Source organism: Rhizobium sp. AP16 (genome assembly GCF_000281735.1).
Classification (GTDB): Bacteria; Pseudomonadota; Alphaproteobacteria; order Rhizobiales; family Rhizobiaceae; genus Rhizobium; species Rhizobium rhizogenes.
Map to the genome: position 1 here is coordinate 184,980 of NZ_AJVM01000063.1, position 20,726 is coordinate 205,705.

Here is a 20,726-nt window from a genome sequence, read left to right on the forward strand (position 1 = left end):
GTTTTTTGTGTGTTTGACCCGGATCACTAAAATCCCACCAATCCCGGAAAACCCCTCCTAACCATAGCAACAAACTTCCCCTCCCAACGGCCCCCACAGCGCGCGCTTTTAATCAAATCGCACGAATACAACCCTCATATATCCCCTGCTTAAGACTTGGCGGGGACGCGAAGAATGACGGTGTTGGTGACGGGCGGAGCCGGCTATATCGGCAGCCATATGGTCTGGAGATTGCTGGATGCCGGCGAGGACGTCGTGGTCGTCGACCGTCTGTCCACCGGCTTTCGCTGGGCTGTGCCTTCGGCCGCGCGCTTCTATCTTGGTGATGCCGCCGATGAAACCCTGTTGCAGACGATCTTTGCCGAAAACGATATCGACGCCATCATTCACTTTGCCGGATCCTCGGTCGTGCCGGCCTCGATCGAAGACCCGCTTGGCTATTATGAGAACAATACCGGCAAGACACGCACCCTGATGAGTGCGGCGATCAGAGCCGGCATTCGCCATTTCGTCTTTTCGTCCACCGCCGCAGTCTATGGCTCGCAGCCCGCCGATAGACCGGTGAAGGAAAGCGCGCCCCTCCTGCCAGAAACGCCCTACGGTCAGTCCAAGCTGATGTCGGAGCTGATGCTGCGTGATGCAGCCACGGCGTATGATTTCCGCTATGTGGCGCTGCGCTATTTCAACGTTGCCGGCGCCGATCCGCAGGGGCGGGCCGGGCAATCGACCGATGGCGCCACCCATCTGGTCAAGGTTGCCTGCGAGGCCGCACTCGGCCGCCGCCGTCAGGTGGAGATCTACGGCACCGACTATCCGACGCATGACGGTACCGGCGTGCGTGACTATATCCATGTCTCCGATCTCGTCGACGCGCATTTGATGGCGCTCCGGCATCTGCGTGATGGCGGCCGGCCGCTTGTCGCCAATTGCGGCTATGGCGTCGGCTATTCGGTGCTGGATGTGCTGAACATGGTCATGCGCGTGCATGGCCGTGCCTTCCGGATTCACATGGCGCCGCGCCGGCCGGGCGATACCGCCAGCGTCGTTGCCGACGCCACGCTTGCCCATCGCGAACTGGGCTGGACGCCGAAGTATAATTGCATGGAGACGATCGTGCGCTCGTCGCTGGAATGGGAACTTCAGCTCGCCGACAGATCCGGCTTCGATGCTAGCGGCTTACGCAAGGTGTTCGCGGCACCCAGTCTTTGACATCGGATATTCAAGCCGATCCGTGGCCGAGAAAGGCCGGGGCATTGCGGTGCACTGCTTCCATCAGAAAATCGATAACAGTACGCACACGCGGCGACTGGCGCAGGTCGCGGTGGCAGGTGATCCAGTAGTGACGCTTCAGGTCGACGTCATCCGGCAGCACCATCTGAAGATCCGGATGCCGGCAGGCGATGAAGTAGGGTAATACGCAGAGCCCAAGCCCGTTCTTCGTCGCCGTCAATTGCGCGAAGATGCTGGAACTCTGGAATTGCGGCTTGATGCGCGGATGGATATCGCCGAGATAATCGAGACCGGGCGCGAAGATCATGTCTTCGATGTAGCCGACGAAGGCATGGTCCGGCAGATCGTTACGGCTTTCGACCGGCGGGTGGTTGGCAAGGTAGTCCCGTGATCCATAAACCTGCAGATGGTAGTCGGTGAGTTTCTCGGTGAAGTAGGGGCCGGCTTTCGGCGGGTCGAGCACGACGACGATATCGGCTTCCTTGCGCGACAGCGACATGATCTGCTGGATCGTCACCAGCTCCAGCGAGATGTTCGGATAGCGCGCGGTGAACTCCGGCAGCATGGTGGTGAAGAAGAAGTTGGAAATACCTTCCGGCGCGCTGATGCGTACCACGCCGCGCTGCGCCGCCGAGCCGACAGTCAGGTCCGCCCGCAGCCGCTCGGTTTCCTGTTCCATCCGCTCGGCCGTGTCGATGAAGCGCTGGCCCATGCCTGTCAGCACGTAACCGCGCGGATTGCGCTCGAAGAGCTTGACCTTCAAGGCGAATTCCAGCCGGTCGATGCGGCGTGAGACGGTGGCGTGGCTGCTGCGCAATTGCCGTGCGGCGGTCGAAAGCTGCCCCGTCCTCGCCACGGCCAGGAAAAATTGCAGATCGTCCCAAGTGAAATGCGGCGCGCTCTTCATGTCTTCCCTTCTGTTCAAAAATGAACAGACCTTGTTTGGAATTAGTTCCAAACACCGCTTGCGTCAACGCACGATTTCCGTGATCTTGAATGTTAGGAAAGTCGTTTTGAGGAGAACGGCTCGCCAATTTTGAACAGATTCATGTTTGCCAAATCTCTGGGAGGAGAGGATATGCGAAAGAGTCTCATTGCATCCCTGGCACTTCTGCTTGCATCCGGCACCGCCGCCTTCGCGGCTGGTGCGTCCGACGGTGTGGTGAAGATCGGTATTCTGAACGACCAGTCGGGCGTCTATGCCGACTTCGGCGGCAAGTCCTCGGTGGAAGCGGCCAAGATGGCTGCGGAGGATTTCGGCGGCAAGGTGCTGGGCGTGCCGATCGAGATCATCAATGCCGATCACCAGAACAAGCCGGACATCGCCTCCAACATCGCCAGGCAATGGTATGACCAGGATAAGGTCGATGCCATCATGGAGCTGACGACCTCGTCGGTGGCGCTCGCCGTGCAGGCCGTCGCCAAGGAAAAGAAGAAGATCGATATCGTCACCGGCGCGGCGACGACGGATCTCACCGGTAAGCAGTGCTCGCCCTATGGCTTTCACTGGGCCTATGACACGCATGCGCTGGCCGTCGGCACCGGCGGTGCTCTGGTCAAGCAGGGGGGAGATACCTGGTTCTTCCTGACCGCCGACTATGCCTTCGGCTATTCGCTGGAGCAGCAGACCGGGGATTACGTCAAGGCAAGCGGCGGCAAGATCCTCGGTTCGGTGCGCCATCCGCTCTCGACCAACGATTTCTCGTCCTTCCTGCTGCAGGCGCAATCGTCCGGCGCCAAGGTCATCGGTCTTGCCAATGCCGGCCTCGACACGGCGAACGCCATCAAGCAGGCGTCGGAATTCGGCATCACCCAGGGCGGTCAGCATCTGGCGGCGCTGCTCTTCACGCTCGCCGAAGTCCATGGCCTCGGCTTGCAGGCGGCGCAGGGGCTGACGCTGACCGAGGGCTATTACTGGAACCTCGACGACAAGAGCCGCGAATTCGGCAAGCGCTTCTTTGCCCGCACCGGCAAGATGCCGAACATGATCCATGCCGGCACCTATTCCGCCGTGCTGCAATATCTGAAGGCTGTGCAGAAGGCCGGCACCGACGACACCGAAGCGGTTGCCAAGGAGCTGCACGAAATGCCGGTCGATGACGTCTTCGGACGCGGAGGCACGGTCGGCGCGAATGGCCGCATGATCCACGACATGTATCTCCTTCAGGTCAAGAAACCCGAAGAGAGTAAGGAGCCGTGGGACTACTACAACGTGCTGGCGACCATTCCCGGCAAGGAAGCCTATATCGATCCGGCCAAGAGCGGCTGCGATCTGGTCAAGCCATGACAACGCGGGCGACCTGATGGCGATACCCGCGACAAAGCAACAGGAAGTGCCACGGGTGGTCTTGTCCGCCCGTGGTCTTCGCCGCGATTTCGGCGGCTTCACGGCCGTCAAGAATGTCGATCTCGACGTGCATGATGCCAGCGTCCACGCCCTCATCGGTCCGAACGGCGCCGGCAAGACGACGGTGTTCAACCTGCTCACCAAGTTCCTGCAGCCGACGCATGGCACTATCACCCTGCTTGGCACCGATATCACCCGAACGAAGCCGGACAAGGTGGCGCGCATGGGACTGGTGCGCTCCTTCCAGATCTCTGCCGTCTTTCCGCATCTGACCGTGCTCGACAATGTCCGTGTCGCCTTGCAGCGGTCGAACAATCTGGCGCATCAATTCTGGCTGCCGGTCTCGGCACTGGCGAGCCTTGACGACCGCGCCGAGCAACTGCTCGCGGCCGTCGGCCTGACGAAGGAGCGCGATGCCGTCGCCGCCGATCTCTCCTATGGCCGCAAGCGCGTGCTGGAGATCGCAACGACGCTGGCGCTCGATCCGAAGGTGCTGTTGCTCGACGAGCCGATGGCCGGCATGGGGCTGGAGGACGTCAACACCGTCTCCGCCATCATCCGCGAGGTGGCGCGTACCCGCGCGGTGCTGATGGTCGAGCACAATCTCTCCGTCGTCGCCAATATCTGCCACCATGTCACGGTGCTGCAGCGCGGCGAGATCCTTGCCGCCGGCGATTACGCCACGGTCAGCCAGGACCCGCGCGTCCGCGAGGCCTATATGGGCACGGAGGAGGACTGACGATGGCAGCACTGCTCGAAGTCCAGGGCCTCAACGCCTGGTATGGCGAAAGCCACATATTGCACGGCGTCGACATGAATGTCGCCGAGGGCGAGACTATCACTATTCTCGGCCGCAATGGCGTCGGCAAGACGACGACGCTGCGCACCATCGTCGGCATCGTCCGGGCGCGCAAGGGCAGGATCGCCTTTGCCGGCGCCGACATGATGCAGGTGCCGCTGCACAAGACGGCGCATAAGGGCATCGGCTTCGTGCCGGAGGAGCGTGGCATCTTCTCGACGCTCACCGTCCACGAAAACCTGATGCTGCCGCCGGTGGTGGCTGCGGGCGGTATGACCGTGGACGAGATTTTCGAGCTGTTTCCCAATCTGCACGAACGCCGCAACAGCCCCGGCACCAAGCTTTCCGGCGGGGAGCAGCAGATGCTCGCCATGGCCCGCATCCTACGCACCGGCGTCCGCATGCTGCTGCTTGATGAACCGACGGAAGGGCTCGCCCCCGTCATCGTCCAGCGCATCGGCGAGGTGCTGAGGAAGTTGCGGGAGCGCGGCATGACCATTCTTCTGGTCGAGCAGAACTTCCGCTTCGCGAGCCGCATTGCCGATCGCTTCTATCTGATGGATCACGGCCAGATGGTTGCGGAATTTCCGGTCGGCGAATTGCCGGAACGGATGGGCATGCTGCACAAGGTTCTGGGGGTTTGACGCCATGACCACGATATTCGGCATTCCACTCCAGGCGCTTCTCGGCCAATTGTTGATCGGGCTGATCAACGGCTCCTTCTATGCGCTTCTGAGCCTCGGGCTCGCGATCATCTTCGGTATGCTCCGGGTGATCAATTTCGCCCATGGCGCCTTCTACATGCTCGGCGCCTTCACCGCCTATCTGCTGCTTGCCTATGCCGGCATCGGTTACTGGCCGGTGCTGGTGCTGGCGCCGCTGATTGTTGGCCTGTTCGGCGCTGTGGTCGAGCGGCTATGCCTGCGGCAGCTCTACACGATCGATCCGCTTTACGGCCTGCTCTTCACCTTCGGCATGGCGCTGACCATCGAGGGCACCTTCCGCTATCTCTATGGCTCCTCGGGCCAGCCCTATGCGGTGCCGTCGGCGCTCGCAGGCGCGAAGAACATCGGTTTCATGTTCCTGCCGGTCTATCGCGGCTGGGTGGTCGTCGCCTCGCTCGTGGTCTGCATCGGCACCTGGCTGCTGATCGAAAAGACCAAGCTCGGCGCTTATCTGCGCGCCGCGACGGAAAATTCGGTGCTCGTGCAGGTCTTCGGCGTCAACGTCCCGGTGCTTCTGACGCTGACCTATGGTTTCGGTGTGGCGCTTGCGGCTTTTGCCGGCGTGCTGGCGGCACCCATCTACCAGGTCTCGCCGCTGATGGGATCGAACATGATCATCATCGTCTTTGCCGTCGTGGTCGTTGGCGGCATGGGCTCGATCATGGGCGCCATCGTCACCGGCTATATGCTGGGGGTTGCCGAGGGCCTGACCAAGGTCTTCTATCCGGAAGCCTCTAATATCGTCATCTTCGTGATCATGGCGATCGTGCTGCTCCTCAGGCCCGCGGGCCTCTTTGGCCGGGATGTGTGACAATGACCGATATCACCTCGCCCAAATCCAGCACACGCCCGGCATTGACAGTGCAAAAGCTGCTGCTGGTCGCCGGCCTCGTCGTTCTGATCTGGGTGCCGTTCTTCATCTATCCCATCTTCGTCATGAAGGTGCTGTGCTTCGCGTTGTTTGCCTGCGCCTTCAACCTGCTGCTCGGCTATACCGGGCTGCTGTCCTTCGGCCATGCGACCTTTTTCGGCGGCGCTGCCTATTTCACCGCGCATGCGGTGAAGGAATGGGGCCTGCCGCCGGAACTTGGCATATTGATCGGCGTCGGCGGCGCGGCGCTGCTCGGCCTGATCATGGGTTTCGTCGCCATCCGCCGCCAGGGCATCTATTTCTCCATGATCACCCTGGCGCTCTCCTACATGTTCTATTTCTTCTGCCTGCAGGCGGAGTTCACCAAGGGCGAGGACGGCATCCAGTCGGTGCCGCGCGGCTATCTCCTAGGCATTCTCGATTTGAACAACGCGTTCAACATGTATTACTTCGTGCTGGCGGTGTTCATCATCAGCGTGCTGATCATTTGGCGCTTCATCAATTCACCCTTCGGCATGATCCTGAAATCGATCCGTGAAAACGAGCAGCGGGCGATTTCGCTTGGTTATTCCGTGGCGCGCTACAAGCTCGGCGCCTTCGTCATGTCGGCCGCACTGGCCGGGCTCGCCGGCGCGGTCAAGGCGCTGGTCTTCCAGTTCGCGACGCTCACCGACGTCGCCTGGCAGATGTCCGGCGAGGTGATCCTCATGACGCTCCTCGGCGGCATCGGCACCTTGATCGGCCCGCTCTTCGGCGCCGGCCTGGTGGCGACGCTGGAAAACTATCTCGCCACCTCGGATTTCCCCGTCACCATCATCACCGGCATCGTCTTTATGGTCTGCGTCCTGCTCTTCCGCCGAGGCATCATCGGCGAGTTCTATGCGTCGCGGCTGGGACGGAAGCTGGGATTTGAATATCGACGTTAAGCTGGCAGGACATGGATCGCTTCGACTACATCATCATCGGTGCCGGCAGTGCCGGCTGCGTGCTGGCTAACCGGCTGTCGGCGGATCGCAACACCAGGGTGCTGCTGCTGGAGGCAGGGGGCAATGATAATTACCACTGGATCCACATTCCGGTCGGCTACCTCTATTGCATCAACAATCCCCGCACTGACTGGTGCTTTACCACCACGCCGGAAGAGGGGCTGAACGGCCGCGCACTGAACTATCCGCGCGGCAAGGTGCTCGGCGGCTGCTCCTCGATCAACGGCATGATCTATATGCGCGGGCAGGCGCGCGACTATGATCTCTGGCGGCAGCTCGGCTGTGCCGGCTGGGGCTGGGATGATGTTCTCCCCTATTTCGTGAAGTCCGAGGATCACCACAGGGGCAAGGACGAGATGCACGGCGCCGGCGGCGAATGGCGGGTCGAAAAGGCCCGCGTACGCTGGGCCGTGCTCGATGCCTTCCAGGCGGCGGCGCGAGAAGCCGGCATTCCGGAAACTGCGGATTTCAATCGCGGCGATAATGAAGGCTCCGGCTATTTCGATGTCAACCAGCGCTCCGGCATCCGCTGGAACACGTCGAAAGCCTTCCTGCGGCCAGCGTTAAAGCAAGGCAATCTCAGCGTCCTCACCAAGGCACAGGTGCGCCGCCTCATCATCGAGGGCGATGCCGTTACCGGCGTCGAATTCCAGCATGACGGGGTGGCGAAGCGCGCCTATGCGACCAGGGAGACGGTCTTGTCGGCCGGGTCGATCGGCTCGCCGCAAATCCTCGAACTCTCCGGCATCGGCCGCGGAGAGGTGTTGAGCGAGGCCGGTATTGAGGTGGTGCGTGAGGTGAAGGCGGTCGGCGAGAACCTGCAGGATCATCTGCAGCTGCGCATGGCCTATAAGGTAACAGGCGTGCCGACCTTGAACGAGAAGGCGACGTCGATGTTCGGCAAGGCGGCGATCGGGCTCGAATATCTCGTCCGCCGCTCCGGGCCGATGGCGATGGCCCCGAGCCAGCTCGGCATCTTCACCCGTTCCGGCCCGGACAAGGAAACGCCGGATCTGCAATATCATGTGCAGCCGGTCTCGCTCGACAAGTTCGGCGATCCCGTCCATCCCTTTCCGGCGATCACCGCCAGCGTCTGCAATCTGAGGCCCGAGAGCCGCGGCTCGGTGCATATCCGAAGCCCCGATTTCGCCATGCAGCCGGCGATCAGCCCAAACTATCTCTCGGCATCGCGCGACCGCGAAATCGCTGTGCGCTCCATCCGCCTGACGCGGCGGATCGTGGCGCAGCCGTCTTTCGCCAGGTTTCGGCCGGAAGAGTTCAAGCCCGGCCCGTCCTATCAGACCGATGCCGATCTCGATCGCGCCGCCGGCGATATCGGCACGACGATCTTTCATCCGGTCGGCACCTGCCGCATGGGCGGCGATCCGCTGAGCGTAGTCGATCCGCGCTTGCGGTTCCGGGCGCTGGCAAGGCTCCGGATCGCCGATGCCTCGGTGATGCCGTCAATCACGTCGGGCAACACCAACTCGCCGACCATCATGATTGCCGAAAAAGCCGCCGAGATGATCCTTGCCGACAACCGCTGAGCGCCTATTGATTAGGGAAGCAAGGATAGGGAGATTCGAATGGACAGCACGGACGAGGTCATCATCGAGCGCCGGGGATCGGCGGGTCTCATCCGCCTCAACCGGCCGCAGGCGCTGAACAGCCTGACATTGCCGATGATCCGGGCGATTGCGACGGCGCTGGATGATTTCGCTGCCGATCCCTCCATCGCCAGCGTCATCATCAAGGGGGAGGGTGAACGGGCCTTCTGCGCCGGCGGGGACATCCGCCTGCTGCACCAGAGCGGCAAGGAAAAATCGGATGGCGCCGAGACCTTCTGGCGCGAGGAGTTCCGTCTCAACCATGCCATTGCCCATTATCCCAAGCCTTATGTGGCGCTGATGGACGGCATCACCATGGGTGGCGGCGTCGGTCTCTCGGCGCATGGTAGCCACCGTGTCGTCACCGAGCGCACGCGGCTTGCCATGCCGGAAACCGGCATCGGCTATTTCCCCGATGTCGGCGCCACATGGCTGCTGTCGCACATGCCCGGTGAAACCGGCACCTGGATGGGTTTGACCGGTCTCGCCATCAATGCCGCCGATGCCATCCATGCGGAGTTGGCCGATCATTCCATTGCCTCTTCGGATTTGCTGGTCTTGATCGAGACGATCGCTGCGCTGCCTTCCGCCGCATTGCCGACAGATGTGCACAGGGCAATTGCAGGCCTGGCTCTCGATGCCGGCGAAAGCCGTCTTGCTGCCAACCGCGATGCAATCGACCGGGCTTTGGCGCATGACACGGTCGAGGATATCCTGCAGGGGCTAGCGCGTGAGCCCGGCGATTTCGCCGCTGAAACGGCTGAGGCGATCCGCACCCGCTCGCCGACCAGCCTGAAATTGACCTTGCGGCTTCTGCGTGCCGGCCGGGCGAGCGCCAGCCTTGCCGAATGCCTCAATCGTGAACTCGGTGCCTGCCTCGGCATATTGTATAATCCGGACTTCTACGAAGGCGTGCGTGCCGCTGTCATCGATAAGGACCGTAATCCGAAATGGTTGCCGGCAAGCCTTGCTGATGTCGATGCCGCCGCCATCGAGCGCTTCTTCGTACCGGCGCAACCGCCGCTTTTCGCAGCGTAAGAGAGAATGGGAGGAGAGCATCATGACACGGATCGCATTCATCGGGCTCGGCAATATGGGTGGCCCTATGGCCGCCAATCTGGTCAAGGCCGGCCACGCCGTCATCGGCTTCGACCTCTCGCATGACATGCTGAAGGCAGCGGAGGCGACGGGCGTCAAGGCCGCAAGCGTGCTGACCGAGGCACTGGCGGACGCCGAAGCCGTCATCACCATGTTGCCGAAAGGTCAGCACGTGCTAACCGTCTGGACCGACATCTTGCGCTCGGTGCCGAAGGGCACCTTGCTGATCGACAGCTCCACCATCGATGTCGACAGCGCCCGCAAGGCGCACGCCATGGCCGGGGATGTCGGTTGCCTGTCGCTCGACGCGCCGGTTTCCGGCGGCACCGGCGGCGCGGCGGCGGGAACGCTCACCTTCATGGCCGGCGGCTCGTCGGAGAGTTTTGCGGCTGCCAAGCCGCTTTTGGAAGTGATGGGAAAGAAGATCGTCCATTGCGGCGATGCCGGCGCCGGCCAGGCTGCGAAGATCTGCAACAACATGATCCTCGGCATTTCCATGATCGGCGTCTGCGAAGCCTTCGTTCTCGGCGAAAAGCTCGGCCTCTCGCATCAGGCGCTGTTCGACGTCGCCTCGACATCTTCAGGCCAATGCTGGTCGATCAACACCTATTGCCCGGTGCCGGGCCCGGTGCCGACGTCACCCGCCAACAACGACTACAAACCCGGCTTTGCGGCGGCGCTGATGCTGAAGGATCTGCGCCTGTCGCAGGAAGCGGCATTGTCGAGCGGCGCATCGACGCCGCTGGGCGCCGAGGCAGCACAACTCTTCGCGCTGTTCGAAAAGCAGGGCAATGGCGGCCGCGATTTCTCGGCGATCATCGAGATGTTCCGGGAGTTAAACTGACGTCACCGCCACATGCCGCGCATCCGCGCGCCGACATCGACGCGCACCTGCCGCGCCTGGATCGCGGCGGGGCTGTCTGATCGCGCCTGCGGCCAGCCGCAGACTTCGAAGAACTGCAGCAAAGTCACCGGAATGAAGCGGGTGCGCGAGGCGAAGACATGCCGGTCGCCCTGCGCATGCTGGCCGTGGGTGAAGAAGCGTTGCGGAATGACCAGGTCGAGGCCGTCCTTGGCGCGCGTCATGGCGACATAGAGCAGCCGCCGCTCCTCCTCGATCTCGGCGGACGAGCCAACGGCGAGGTCGGCCGGGATGCAGCCATCGACAACGTTAAGGAGGAAGACCTTCGTCCATTCCTGACCCTTGGCGGAATGGATGGTCGAGAGGATGAGATAATCCTCGTCGAGCAGCGGTACACCCGCCTGGTCGCTGGTGGCGTCCGGCGGGTCGAGCGTCAGTTCGGTGAGGAAGCGTTCGCGCGAGCCGTAGCCGCCGGCAATCTGCTCGAGCTGGATCAGATCCGCCAGCCGCGTCGAGGCATCCTCATGTGCCCGCTCCAGATGCGGCTCGTACCATTGCCGCACGAGACCGATTTCCGCCGGCCATCCCGCCTTGCCGCTTTTCAGTTCCTGCATGGTCGCAACGAAACCCGTCCAGTCCTCGCCCGAGCGCGGCGGTGCAGGAAACTCGGCAAGAGCGGCCATCGGACTGGCTTCTTCACCGATATGGTCGAGCACGCGCTGCGCGGTCGAGGGGCCGACGCCCGGAAGCAGCTGCATCAGCCGGAAGCCGGCGACGCGATCGCGCGGGTTCTGGGCAAAGCGGAGAGCGGCCAGCATATCCTTGACATGGGCGCTGTCGAGAAACTTCAGTCCGCCGAATTTGACGAACGGAATGTTGCGGCGGGTGAGCTCGATTTCCAGCGGTCCGCTGTGACTTGAGGTGCGAAACAGCACGGCCTGCTGCTTCAGCTTCGCGCCGCTCTCGCGGTTTTCCAGCACCTGGTCGGCGATATAGCGCGCCTGATCGGCCTCGTCGCGCACCGTCACCAGCCGCGGGCGCTCGGCGCTCTGCCGCTCCGTGCGCAGGTTTTTGGTGAAGCGCTCGGAGGCGAGGTCGATGACCGCATTGGCGGCGGCAAGGATCGGCTGCGTCGAGCGATAGTTACGGTCGAGCGTGACGATATTGGCTGATGGCGTGAAGGCGGTGGGGAAATCGAGAATATTGCGCACCGTCGCGGCGCGAAAGGAATAGATCGACTGCGCATCGTCGCCGACCACGGTCAGCCCCTGGCCATCGGGCTTCAGCGCCAGCAGGATCGACGATTGCAGCCGGTTGGTATCCTGATATTCGTCGACCAGCACATGGTCGAAGCGGCCGCCAATGTCTTCCGCGATCAGCGGTTCGTGCAGCATGTGCGCCCAGTAGAGCAGCAGGTCGTCGTAATCGAGGACGTTCTGCGCCTGCTTGGCCTCGACATAGGCGGCAAAGAGGTCGCGCAGCTGCTTGTCCCAAGTGGCGCACCAGGGGAAGAAATCGCGCAGCATCTCTTCGAGCGGCGCTTCGGAATTGACGGCGCGGGAATAGATGGCAAGGCACGTTCCCTTGGTCGGGAAGCGGCTTTCCAGCTTGGAGAAGCCGAGATCGTGCCGAATGAGGTTCATCAGGTCGGCACTGTCCTCGCGGTCATGGATGGTGAAGGCTGGGTCAAGGCCGATCTGCTCGGCATAATCCCTGAGAAGCCGTGCGCCGATGCCGTGAAACGTGCCGGTCCAGGCGAGCGCGTCGGCCATGATGCCGGCATTGGCGCCGAGAACCTCGCGGCAGATGCGCTCGACGCGGCGGCCCATTTCGGCGGCGGCGCGTCGGGAAAAGGTCATCAGCAGGATACGGCGGGGATCGGCGCCCTTGACGATCAGATGTGCGACGCGGTGGGCGAGCGTGTTGGTCTTGCCGGAGCCGGCGCCGGCAATCACCAGCAGCGGCCCGGCAATATGGCTGCCTTCGACCGTGGTGCCGTGCTCCACCGCCAGCCGCTGCTCCGGGTTCAGCTTTTCCAGATAGGCGGCGCTCATGGGCTCTCCTGAAGGCTTCGCACGGCAGGCGCGCGAATGCGGAATCGGCGGCGAATCACGATCGCAATCATATCCGAATGTTCGATGAATGTTCCCAATTGTCCAAAACTGTCAAGTTCGGCCGGTTTTACACGCCGATGTGACCTTCCCGCCGAGGAACTACTTCAGATTTAACGAATGCCTGCTCGAAAACGGCCTTTTGCGTACTTATGTAACATTTGTGACAGTCGATTTTTGGAGCGCAGAGGTGAGGGGTCCCGAGCATGAACGAGACAATCGCCACCGGATTGCGCCAGCCTGGAGGGCCGGTTGGTCTGCCGGATGGGCGCGTCGCGCTGGTGGAGATGGGCGACAGTCGCCGCTGCCTGAGCGTGATTGCCGCCAACGGGACACGTCATGAGGTCTGCCGACCCGGCGGCCTGCCAAGCGGCCTCGCTGTCGATGGCAACAATTGCTTCTGGGTAGCCGGCGGCCCTGAAAATTCCCTGGTTCGCCTCTCGCCGGAAGGCCGGACGCTGCAGGTCATCGAAGGCGGCAGCGACGGCCCGTTTCTCTATCCGAACGATCTTGCCTTCGGCCCGGACGGCTTGCTCTATATGACCGATTCCGGTGTCCGCGCCTCCGATCTGCACGAAGGCTCCGATATCAATCCGGATTTCTTCCGAGCTCCCTATAATGGCCGCGTCTATCAGATCGACCCCGGCGAGGGCCGCGTGTTGCGGGTGCTCGCGACCGGCCTGCTCCATGCCAGCGGCATCGCCTTCGGTTCGGACGGGCGGCTCTATTACAGCGAGACCCTGACCGGGAAAATCCATCGTCAGGTCGTCGGCGCACGGCAAGAGCTGTTTGCACAGGTGATACCGACGCCCGCCGTCACGGCGCTGCGCGGCCCTGCGGGCATGGCCTTCGATCGCGATGGCGTGCTTTATTGCGCGCTCTACGGGCTGGGCGAAGTCTGCCTGATCGATCCCGCCGGAAAGATTACCGGCCGGATCCGCACCAACGGCATGCGGCCGGGCAACATCGCCTTCACGCCCGACGGAAAATATGTGCTCATTAGCGAGCAGGAAAACGGTGCTTTGGAAAGAATAGTGGCGCCACGTCCGGGGCTGCCGCTGCATATGCCGTCGATCTAGAGTGATCCAGCCTGAAGACCGCTTGGACGTGCCCGGAGACCGGGCACGTCCTCATTCATGTCGATCCGCTGCTTATTCGGCGGCCGGGATCTGCTTGTTGTCCTTGCCGGACTTGCCGTCTGCCGGTGCGGCATCGTTGGCGACGGGCTTGGCATGGCGGCGGCGCCAGTCGCCGAGGAAGAGCAGGATCGGCGCGGCAATGAAGATCGACGAGGCGCCAGCGACAAGTATGCCGAACACCATCGGGATCGCGAAGCTGGAGACGGCGCTGCCGCCCCAGATCGCCATCGGCACCAGCGCCAGGAAGGCGGTGGCGTTGGTATAGAGGCTTCGCGCCAGGGTCTCGTTGATCGACTTGTCGATGATGTCGCGCAGCGGCATCGACTTGTAGAGCCGCATGTTTTCACGCATACGGTCATAGACCACAACCTTGTCGTTCACCGAGTATCCCACAAGCGTCAGGATCGCGGCGATGGCCGTCAGGTTGAAATCGAGGCCGGTGATCGCGAAGAAGCCGATCGCCTTGGTGACGTCGAGGACCAACGTGACGATGGCGCCGACCGCGAACGGCCATTCGAACCGCACCCAGATGTAGACGAGCATCGCCAGGCTGGCGATCACGACCGACAGGATGCCGGCCCAGGCAAGCTCGCCCGAGACCTTCGGACCGATGACATCGGTGCCTTCAATGGTCGCGGCTGGGTCGATCTTGGTGATTTCTGCCTTGAGCTTGGTCACCGCGGCTGTCTGTGCCTCTTCGCCGCCGTCCTGGCGCTGGGCGCGGACAAGGATACTGTTGTTGTCGCCGAAAGACTGCAGTGAGATTTCGCCGAGGCCGAGTGTGTTCAGGCCCTCGCGGAACGTCGACAAGTCGGCCGCGTCCTTGGTCTTGACCGACATCTGGATGCCGCCGCGGAAATCGACGCCGTAGTTGAGGCCCGGATGGATGAACAGTACCACCGAGGCGATCGACAGGATCGCCGAGACGGTGACGCCAAAGAAGCGGGCCTTCATGAAGTGAATGTGCTTGTCATAGGGGCTGAAGGGGATCAGCGGCCTGATGTTGAGCACCTTCAGCTTGCGGCGACGGGTGATGGCGATCATCACGACGCGCACGAAGGCGACGGAGGTGAACATCGAGATAATGAGGCCGAGACCCATGGTGACGGCAAAGCCGCGAACCGGGCCGGAGCCAAAGTAGAACAGGATGGCAGCCGCGATCAGGGCTGTCATGTTGCCGTCGATAATCGTCGAATAGGCCTTCCTGAAGCCGTTATCGATGGCGGCGAAGGCACCGCGGCCCTTGCGGGTTTCTTCGCGGATACGTTCGTTGATGAGAACGTTGGCATCAACCGCAAGGCCGATACCGAGGACGATGCCGGCGATGCCGGGCAGCGTCAGCGTGGCACCGACCAGCGTCAGGGCCGAGAAGGTCAGAATCGTGTGGATCAGCAGTGCAACATTGGCGAGGATCCCCCAGGCGCCGTAGAGTACGAAGATGAAGGCGGCAACCAGGACGAAGCCCACCAGGCCGCTATAGATGCCCTTCTGGATCGCATCGGCGCCGAGGTCGGCGCCGACGGTGCGTTCTTCGATGACCGTCAGCTTGGCCGGCAGGGCGCCGGCGCGCAGCAGGGCTGCGAGCGTGGTGGCGCTATCGGCGGTGAAGTTGCCGGAGATCTGGCCCGAACCGCCGGTGATCGGCTCGCGGATATTCGGTGCGCTCAGCACCTTGTTGTCGAGCACGATGGCGAAGGGCTTGCCGACATTTTCGCGGGTGATTTCCGCAAAGCGGTTGGCGCCGGCGCTGTCGAAGCGGAAGGTGACGAGCGGCTCATGCGTGTTCGGATCGAAGCTGACGCGGGCGTCGGTCAGGCGGTCGCCGGAAAGCTCGATACGATCGAGCACCGGATAGCTCTGGCCCTGCTCGTCCTTGAGGATCGTGACGCCGGGGCCGGGATTGTTTGGATCGACATTGTCGGCGAGCAGATGGAAGGACATCTTCGCGGTCGAGCCGAGAAGCTCGCGCAGGCGCGACGGGTCCTGTGCGCCTGGAAGCTGCACGAGAACGCGGTTGGGGCCGACGCGCTGGATGGTCGGTTCAGCGACGCCCACCTGGTCGACACGCTTGCGGATGACTTCCAGGCTCTGCTGGACGGCGGAATCGACGTTGCTGGCGATACCGGCCTTCGAGAAGGACATGGTGATCGCGCCGGCGTTCGGGGCGATCGTCAGGTCGGACTGGCCGGCCGAAAGACCGGATGTGATCGTGTTGGCAAGCGTCTGCAGCTGGGTCACCGCATCGCCGCTCTGCGTCGGATCGGTGAGCGTTACGACGATCTGGTCGCCGTTGCGGACGATCGAGCGGGTCAGGATGTTCTTGTCGCGCAGGACGCGGCGCGAATCCTGCTGCAAGGATTGCAGCCGGCCGTTGGTCAGATCCTTCTCATCGACTTCGAGGACGAGATAGGAGCCGCCGCGAAGGTCGAGGCCGAGTGGTACCTGGCTATGCGGCAGCCAGTTTGGGATTTTGCTGAGGGTCGACTGCGGAAGTACGTTCGGCAAGGCAACGAGAAAGCCAAGCACGATGATCACCGAGTAGAGTGCCACCAGCCATCGTGAAGTGCGCATGGGTATTATCCTTGGAAATACACTTATGCCAGCGGCGGGGCCGCTGGCGGACGTAGGTCATGTCGGGGATGCGCCGATGGGCGCGTTAACCGGTCAGACGAAGCTGGCCGGCGGCGCGCGGGCGAGATAGGCGCGAAATGTAAAGATTTCCGGTCGCGTGACGTCGCCGCGATCGCGCGGCTGCCACGGGTCGATGAGACGTCCAAAAGACGGAATGGCCGCGAGCGTTATCGGCCCGATATCGTGCCAGGTGGCTTTCGGCAGGGCCGAGCGGTCGGCGACGACCATGCCGCGCAACGGATCGCGCTGGGCGATGTAAAGCGGTTGGCTGTCCCTGCCCGAGGAAAAGGCTTCCGCATCCGCCCGCGCGGCAAGATTGATGCCGCCACCGAGCGCCAGTCCGAGATAGGCGAAGAAGGCGACGAACAGCGAGGCGATCACGCGCGTTCCGGCGTGGTGCGTCCTCTCATCGTTCTCTTCGTTGTCGGCGGCGCCGAATTCGAACGGGTTCAACGGTTATAAATGCCTTCATTCCTTCGTCGGAGCAGGTTCCGACGGTTCGGTCATGATATCAGGACGCTCCGCGTCTTCATAGTGCGGCCTGTCATGATGCACTTGAGCCAACCGGTCAACCATGCCCAGCGCAATTTCCCGCTCTCCCATGATGACGGTATCGGCGCCATATTGCTTGAGCACGTCGATTTCAGCGTCGGAATGGGCGCGAGCGACGATCAGGATCGATGGGTTGATGGCGCGCGCCTGTTCCGCCGCACTGCAGGCTTCGAAGGTGTTGGGGATGGCGATGACCAGACTGCGGGCCTCGGCGATATTGGCATATCCGAGGGTCTTCGCGGAGGCGGCGTTGCCGTAGATCGTCTCGATCCCCGCCTGCTTCAGCTCGGCGATGCGCTTCTCTGCATCCTCGATGACCACGAAGGGCGTTCCGGATGATTTGAGGTTTTCCCCGACGATGCTGCCGACGCGGCCGTAACCGATCAGGATGGCGTGGCCGGTGAGCGTAACCGTGCGCTCCTCCTCGTCGATGGCGGCGGGGGCTGGCTGTTCGGCAGCGGCCGCAGGAGCTTCGCTTGCCGAGGGTTGTTCAGCCTGCGCGGCGGGCTCGACCACCTCCGGCACTTCGCTCGGGCGCTTGCCATCCAATCTCTTCCGCAGCCAGTCGCACGCGAAGAAGACCAGCGGATTGAGGATGATCGAGATGATCGCGCCGCCGAGGATCAGGTCGCGGCCTTCGCTTGGTAATAGGCCGAGCTCGACGCCGAGGGCGGCGAGGATGAAGGAGAATTCGCCGATCTGCGCCAGACTGGCCGAGATGATCAATGCCGTACTCATCGGCTTGCGGAAGGCCAGAACAATGAAGAAGGCGGCGGCGGATTTACCGATGACGATGATGAACACCGTCGCCAGCAGCGGCAGAGGGTTTTCGATCAGGATGTTGGGGTCGAACAGCATGCCGACCGAGACGAAGAACAGCACGGCGAAAGCATCGCGCAGCGGCAGGCTTTCCTGCGCTGCCCGATGGCTGAGTTCGCTTTCCGCGAGAATCATGCCGGCAAAGAAGGCGCCGAGCGCCAGCGACACGCCGAAGAGTTTCGCGGCCCCGAAGGCAACGCCAAGCGCGATGGCAAGAACGCCGAGGCGGAAGAGTTCGCGCGAGCCGGTATGGGCGATGCGATGCAGGATCCAGGGAATAACCCGCCGGCCGACGACCAGCATCAGTCCGACGAAGGCGGCGACCTTGAAGAGCGTCATGGCGATGATGCCGGTGAGGCCCATATCGAGGCCGAACAACCGGTTGATGCCGGCTGATAGCGGCTCGACCGCGCCATGGCCGTCGCCGGAAATGCTGGCGGCGGCGGGAATGAGGACGAGGGCCAGCACCATGGCCAGATCCTCGACGATCAGCCAGCCCACCGCGATCTTGCCGCGCTCGGTCTCGATCAGCCGCCGTTCCTGCAGGGCTTTCAACAGAACGACAGTCGAGGCGACGGAGAGCGCTAGGCCGAAGACCAGGCTGCCGCCGAGCGGCCAGCCCATCAGCGCGCCGAGCCCCCAGCCGAGCAGGGTGGCAAAGCCGATCTGGACGATGGCGCCGGGGACGGCTATGCCGCGCACCGACAGCAGGTCTTTCAGCGAAAAATGCAGGCCGACGCCGAACATCAGGAGAATGACGCCGATTTCAGCGAGTTCAGGTGCAAGACCTTGGTCGGCGACGAAGCCCGGCGTATGCGGGCCTGCAAGCACGCCGGCGATGAGATAACCCACAAGCGGCGGCAGTTTGAATCGATTGGCGATGGCGCCAAAAATGAATGCCAGCACAAGGCCCATGACGATGGTCGAAATCAAAGGCGTGTCGTGTGGCATTAGCCATCTCCTCGATACTGGAAATCCCGCGCAGTTTATGACATATTTGGCTTATGTTGACCAATATGGGTGGTTTCTGGTTGTGAATCAAGGCAATAAACCAATGATTCTCACCCCCGCGCTCTGCCGAGCGGCACGCGGGCTGCTGGACTGGACACAGTCGGACATCGCGGAAAGGGCCGGCGTGTCACGAAGCACGATTCGTGACTACGAGGGCGGCCATCATGATATTCATCGGGCCACGGAAGCGCAATTGCGCCTCGCCTTCGAAGAGGGTGGCGCCGTCTTCGCGGAAATGCCGGAGCTTGGCTGGGGCGTCTGTCCACGTCGCGCCCCCAAGCAGGGTCAGGACTAGGGAGCGGGCGTGAGGCAGGCTGGCGAAACGCGATAGGCGTAGATCGTCTTGCCTTTCTTGTAGCCGAACTCGGGCGACCAGCTCTTGATCAGTTCCGATCGGCCAGCCGTGCAATCGAGCGGTCCGTCGTCGACATAGAGCACATCGGCGGTCGTATTCGAGGGCAGCGAGAAATTCTGCTCGTAATAGCTCTTGGGGAAGCCGCCGAAATTGCGGGCATGGATGCGATAGGGCTTACCCTTCAGCGTATAGAACAGGTCGGCGAGAATATCCCGGTCGCTGGAGACGATGTCGGGCAAGTTCGCCTTGGTCGCGATATCGGCGACCTCCAGGCTGATGGCGCTGCGGCCGACATAGCGCTTCATCACCAGATCGCCGTTCGGCAGCTTGATGTCATAGGCAAGGACAGTGAGCACCGGCAGCAGGAAGGCAACGACGGCGCCGATGATCAGCGAAACGACGAGGCCCTTCTTCGTCAGGCGATAGAGAATCCAGACGGCGAGGATGGTGCCGGCTGCATAGGCAGCGACGGCCCAGTTGGCATAGGCCTTGGCGAACAGCGCCTGCAGCGTGATCATGGCGACGACTGGAACCGACAGCCAGATAAGCAGCTTTTCCCTATCGTCGCTTTTTCCGCGGATCAACCGCCAGACGGCCCAGAGCATGGCATAGAAGATGACAGGGCCGACGACGCCGAATTGCGCGCCGAGGAAGCCGAGCCCGCCGAGCAGGTGCTGCACCAACCCGCCACTGTTGCCCCCGCCATTCCACCGGGCGATGCTTTCGGTATGGCGCACCGTCGCTGCGTCATGGGCGAAGTTCCACCAGAGGTTAGGGAAAACGACGATGGCGCCGACGATGGCGGCGATGAACACGTCGCGCCAGGCAATACGCGCCGAACGCAAGGTCAGCATGGCGATGCCGACGCCCGGCAGCAGGAAAAGCACGGAATATTTCGTCAGGAAGGCGATGCCGAGGCTGGCGCCGAGGATCAGCGCCTCGAGGAGGGACGAGCGCCGGGTCAGGCCGAGAAAGGCCCAGATGGCAATGGTGACGAACAGGATCTGGATCGTATCGGTCGATACCAGCACCGCCGACAGCGAGGCGGCCGGCAGGGTGACGAAGATGACGCCGACCCAAGGCGCGATCTCTTCTCCCGTATCCCCGGCAAATAGCCGCCGCGTGGTCAGCATCAGCATCAGCGCGGTGGCAAGATGGAAGAGCGGCGCGGAAACGCGGATCCAGAAGGTCGAGTCCGATCCCGATATCGCATTGAAGAAACGGATAACCCAGGCGATCATCGGCGGCTTGGAATAATAGCCGAAATCGAGGTTCTGTCCCCAGAACCAGTATTGCGCCTCGTCGACGAACAGATCCGTCCTGTTGAAGACGAGCATGATCACGCGCCAAAGCGTGATGCCGAAGATGATGGCGAGAGCAAGCCGCGGCGAAAGTCTCTGGTGGCTAGATTCGGAATTGGTCGTATCGGACATTGACAGGTCGATCTCGGTGCCGGGTCGTGAGGCTTCATACGGAACTATCGAGCTCGACGCCAGCTCCCGATGCGCGGGAAAGATGGCGGAAAGCGCGGCGCGATGCCGCGCACATAGGACCCCTTCATGAGGGATTTGTGTCGCCTATGG

General features: G+C 62.4%; 17 protein-coding genes. 11 read left to right on the forward strand and 6 right to left on the reverse strand.

All coding sequences use genetic code 11. The features are described 5' to 3' along the window. Positions 1-174 precede the first annotated feature (174 nt). The gene (gene galE, locus PMI03_RS17385; protein WP_007695666.1) at positions 175-1,209 is read left to right on the forward strand and encodes a UDP-glucose 4-epimerase GalE; all 1,035 of its coding nucleotides are present in this window, start codon (positions 175-177) and stop codon (positions 1,207-1,209) included. A gap of 10 nt (positions 1,210-1,219) precedes the next feature. Here the strand turns inward: galE and PMI03_RS17390 are convergent, their stop codons facing one another. Next, the gene (locus PMI03_RS17390) at positions 1,220-2,137 is read right to left on the reverse strand and encodes a LysR family transcriptional regulator (RefSeq protein ID WP_007695668.1); all 918 of its coding nucleotides are present in this window, start codon (positions 2,135-2,137) and stop codon (positions 1,220-1,222) included. Positions 2,138-2,308: 171 nt separating this feature from the next. On the opposite strand from PMI03_RS17390, the gene PMI03_RS17395 reads away from it, so the two are divergent. The 8 genes from PMI03_RS17395 to mmsB are packed head-to-tail and all read left to right on the forward strand — an operon-like array spanning position 2,309 to position 10,507. Then, positions 2,309-3,517 carry an ABC transporter substrate-binding protein gene (locus PMI03_RS17395; RefSeq protein WP_007695670.1) on the forward strand — a complete coding sequence of 403 codons (1,209 nt, stop codon included), beginning with the start codon at positions 2,309-2,311 and terminating at the stop codon, positions 3,515-3,517. A gap of 16 nt (positions 3,518-3,533) precedes the next feature. Then, a complete protein-coding gene (locus PMI03_RS17400; RefSeq protein WP_012650932.1) occupies positions 3,534-4,316 on the forward strand; it encodes an ABC transporter ATP-binding protein in 783 nt (260 codons plus the stop codon). A gap of 2 nt (positions 4,317-4,318) precedes the next feature. Further along, positions 4,319-5,020 carry an ABC transporter ATP-binding protein gene (locus PMI03_RS17405; protein ID WP_007695672.1) on the forward strand — a complete coding sequence of 234 codons (702 nt, stop codon included), beginning with the start codon at positions 4,319-4,321 and terminating at the stop codon, positions 5,018-5,020. Between the two features lie 4 nt (positions 5,021-5,024). Beyond that, entirely contained in the window at positions 5,025-5,912 is an 888-nt protein-coding gene (locus tag PMI03_RS17410; protein WP_007695673.1) for a branched-chain amino acid ABC transporter permease, read from the forward strand. Positions 5,913-5,914: 2 nt separating this feature from the next. Continuing rightward, positions 5,915-6,898, forward strand: coding sequence for a branched-chain amino acid ABC transporter permease (locus PMI03_RS17415; protein ID WP_007695674.1), 984 nt, complete (start codon positions 5,915-5,917; stop codon positions 6,896-6,898). A gap of 11 nt (positions 6,899-6,909) precedes the next feature. Then, the gene (locus PMI03_RS17420; protein WP_007695676.1) at positions 6,910-8,505 is read left to right on the forward strand and encodes a GMC family oxidoreductase; all 1,596 of its coding nucleotides are present in this window, start codon (positions 6,910-6,912) and stop codon (positions 8,503-8,505) included. Positions 8,506-8,544: 39 nt separating this feature from the next. Then, positions 8,545-9,603 (forward strand): enoyl-CoA hydratase/isomerase family protein, encoded by a 1,059-nt coding sequence (locus PMI03_RS17425; RefSeq protein WP_007695677.1) that lies wholly within the window; start codon positions 8,545-8,547, stop codon positions 9,601-9,603. A gap of 22 nt (positions 9,604-9,625) precedes the next feature. Beyond that, positions 9,626-10,507 carry a 3-hydroxyisobutyrate dehydrogenase gene (mmsB, locus tag PMI03_RS17430; protein ID WP_007695679.1) on the forward strand — a complete coding sequence of 294 codons (882 nt, stop codon included), beginning with the start codon at positions 9,626-9,628 and terminating at the stop codon, positions 10,505-10,507. Between the two features lie 2 nt (positions 10,508-10,509). Here the strand turns inward: mmsB and PMI03_RS17435 are convergent, their stop codons facing one another. Continuing rightward, positions 10,510-12,579, reverse strand: a complete 2,070-nt coding sequence (locus tag PMI03_RS17435) for an ATP-dependent helicase (protein WP_007695681.1) — start codon at positions 12,577-12,579, stop codon at positions 10,510-10,512. 263 nt (positions 12,580-12,842) lie between these two features. Here PMI03_RS17435 and PMI03_RS17440 point away from each other — a divergent pair, with 263 nt between their 5' ends. Continuing rightward, entirely contained in the window at positions 12,843-13,715 is an 873-nt protein-coding gene (locus PMI03_RS17440; protein WP_007695683.1) for an SMP-30/gluconolactonase/LRE family protein, read from the forward strand. Positions 13,716-13,787: 72 nt separating this feature from the next. Here PMI03_RS17440 and secD read toward each other — a convergent pair whose 3' ends face one another. The 3 genes from secD to PMI03_RS17455 form a co-directional block, all read right to left on the reverse strand. Then, entirely contained in the window at positions 13,788-16,346 is a 2,559-nt protein-coding gene (gene secD, locus PMI03_RS17445; protein ID WP_007695685.1) for a protein translocase subunit SecD, read from the reverse strand. A gap of 93 nt (positions 16,347-16,439) precedes the next feature. After that, positions 16,440-16,859, reverse strand: a complete 420-nt coding sequence (locus PMI03_RS17450; protein WP_007695687.1) for a hypothetical protein — start codon at positions 16,857-16,859, stop codon at positions 16,440-16,442. Positions 16,860-16,874: 15 nt separating this feature from the next. Continuing rightward, positions 16,875-18,728: a cation:proton antiporter gene (locus PMI03_RS17455; RefSeq protein WP_007695689.1), complete on the reverse strand. Its 1,854-nt coding sequence runs from the start codon at positions 18,726-18,728 to the stop codon at positions 16,875-16,877. Between the two features lie 37 nt (positions 18,729-18,765). Here PMI03_RS17455 and PMI03_RS17460 point away from each other — a divergent pair, with 37 nt between their 5' ends. Beyond that, entirely contained in the window at positions 18,766-19,083 is a 318-nt protein-coding gene (locus PMI03_RS17460) for a DNA-binding transcriptional regulator (protein ID WP_037221080.1), read from the forward strand. On the opposite strand, the gene PMI03_RS17465 is transcribed toward PMI03_RS17460, so the two are convergent. After that, positions 19,080-20,576 carry a glycosyltransferase family 39 protein gene (locus PMI03_RS17465; RefSeq protein WP_007695691.1) on the reverse strand — a complete coding sequence of 499 codons (1,497 nt, stop codon included), beginning with the start codon at positions 20,574-20,576 and terminating at the stop codon, positions 19,080-19,082. The two genes, PMI03_RS17460 and PMI03_RS17465, sit on opposite strands and share 4 nt — an antisense overlap. Between the last annotated feature and the right edge of the window lie 150 nt (positions 20,577-20,726).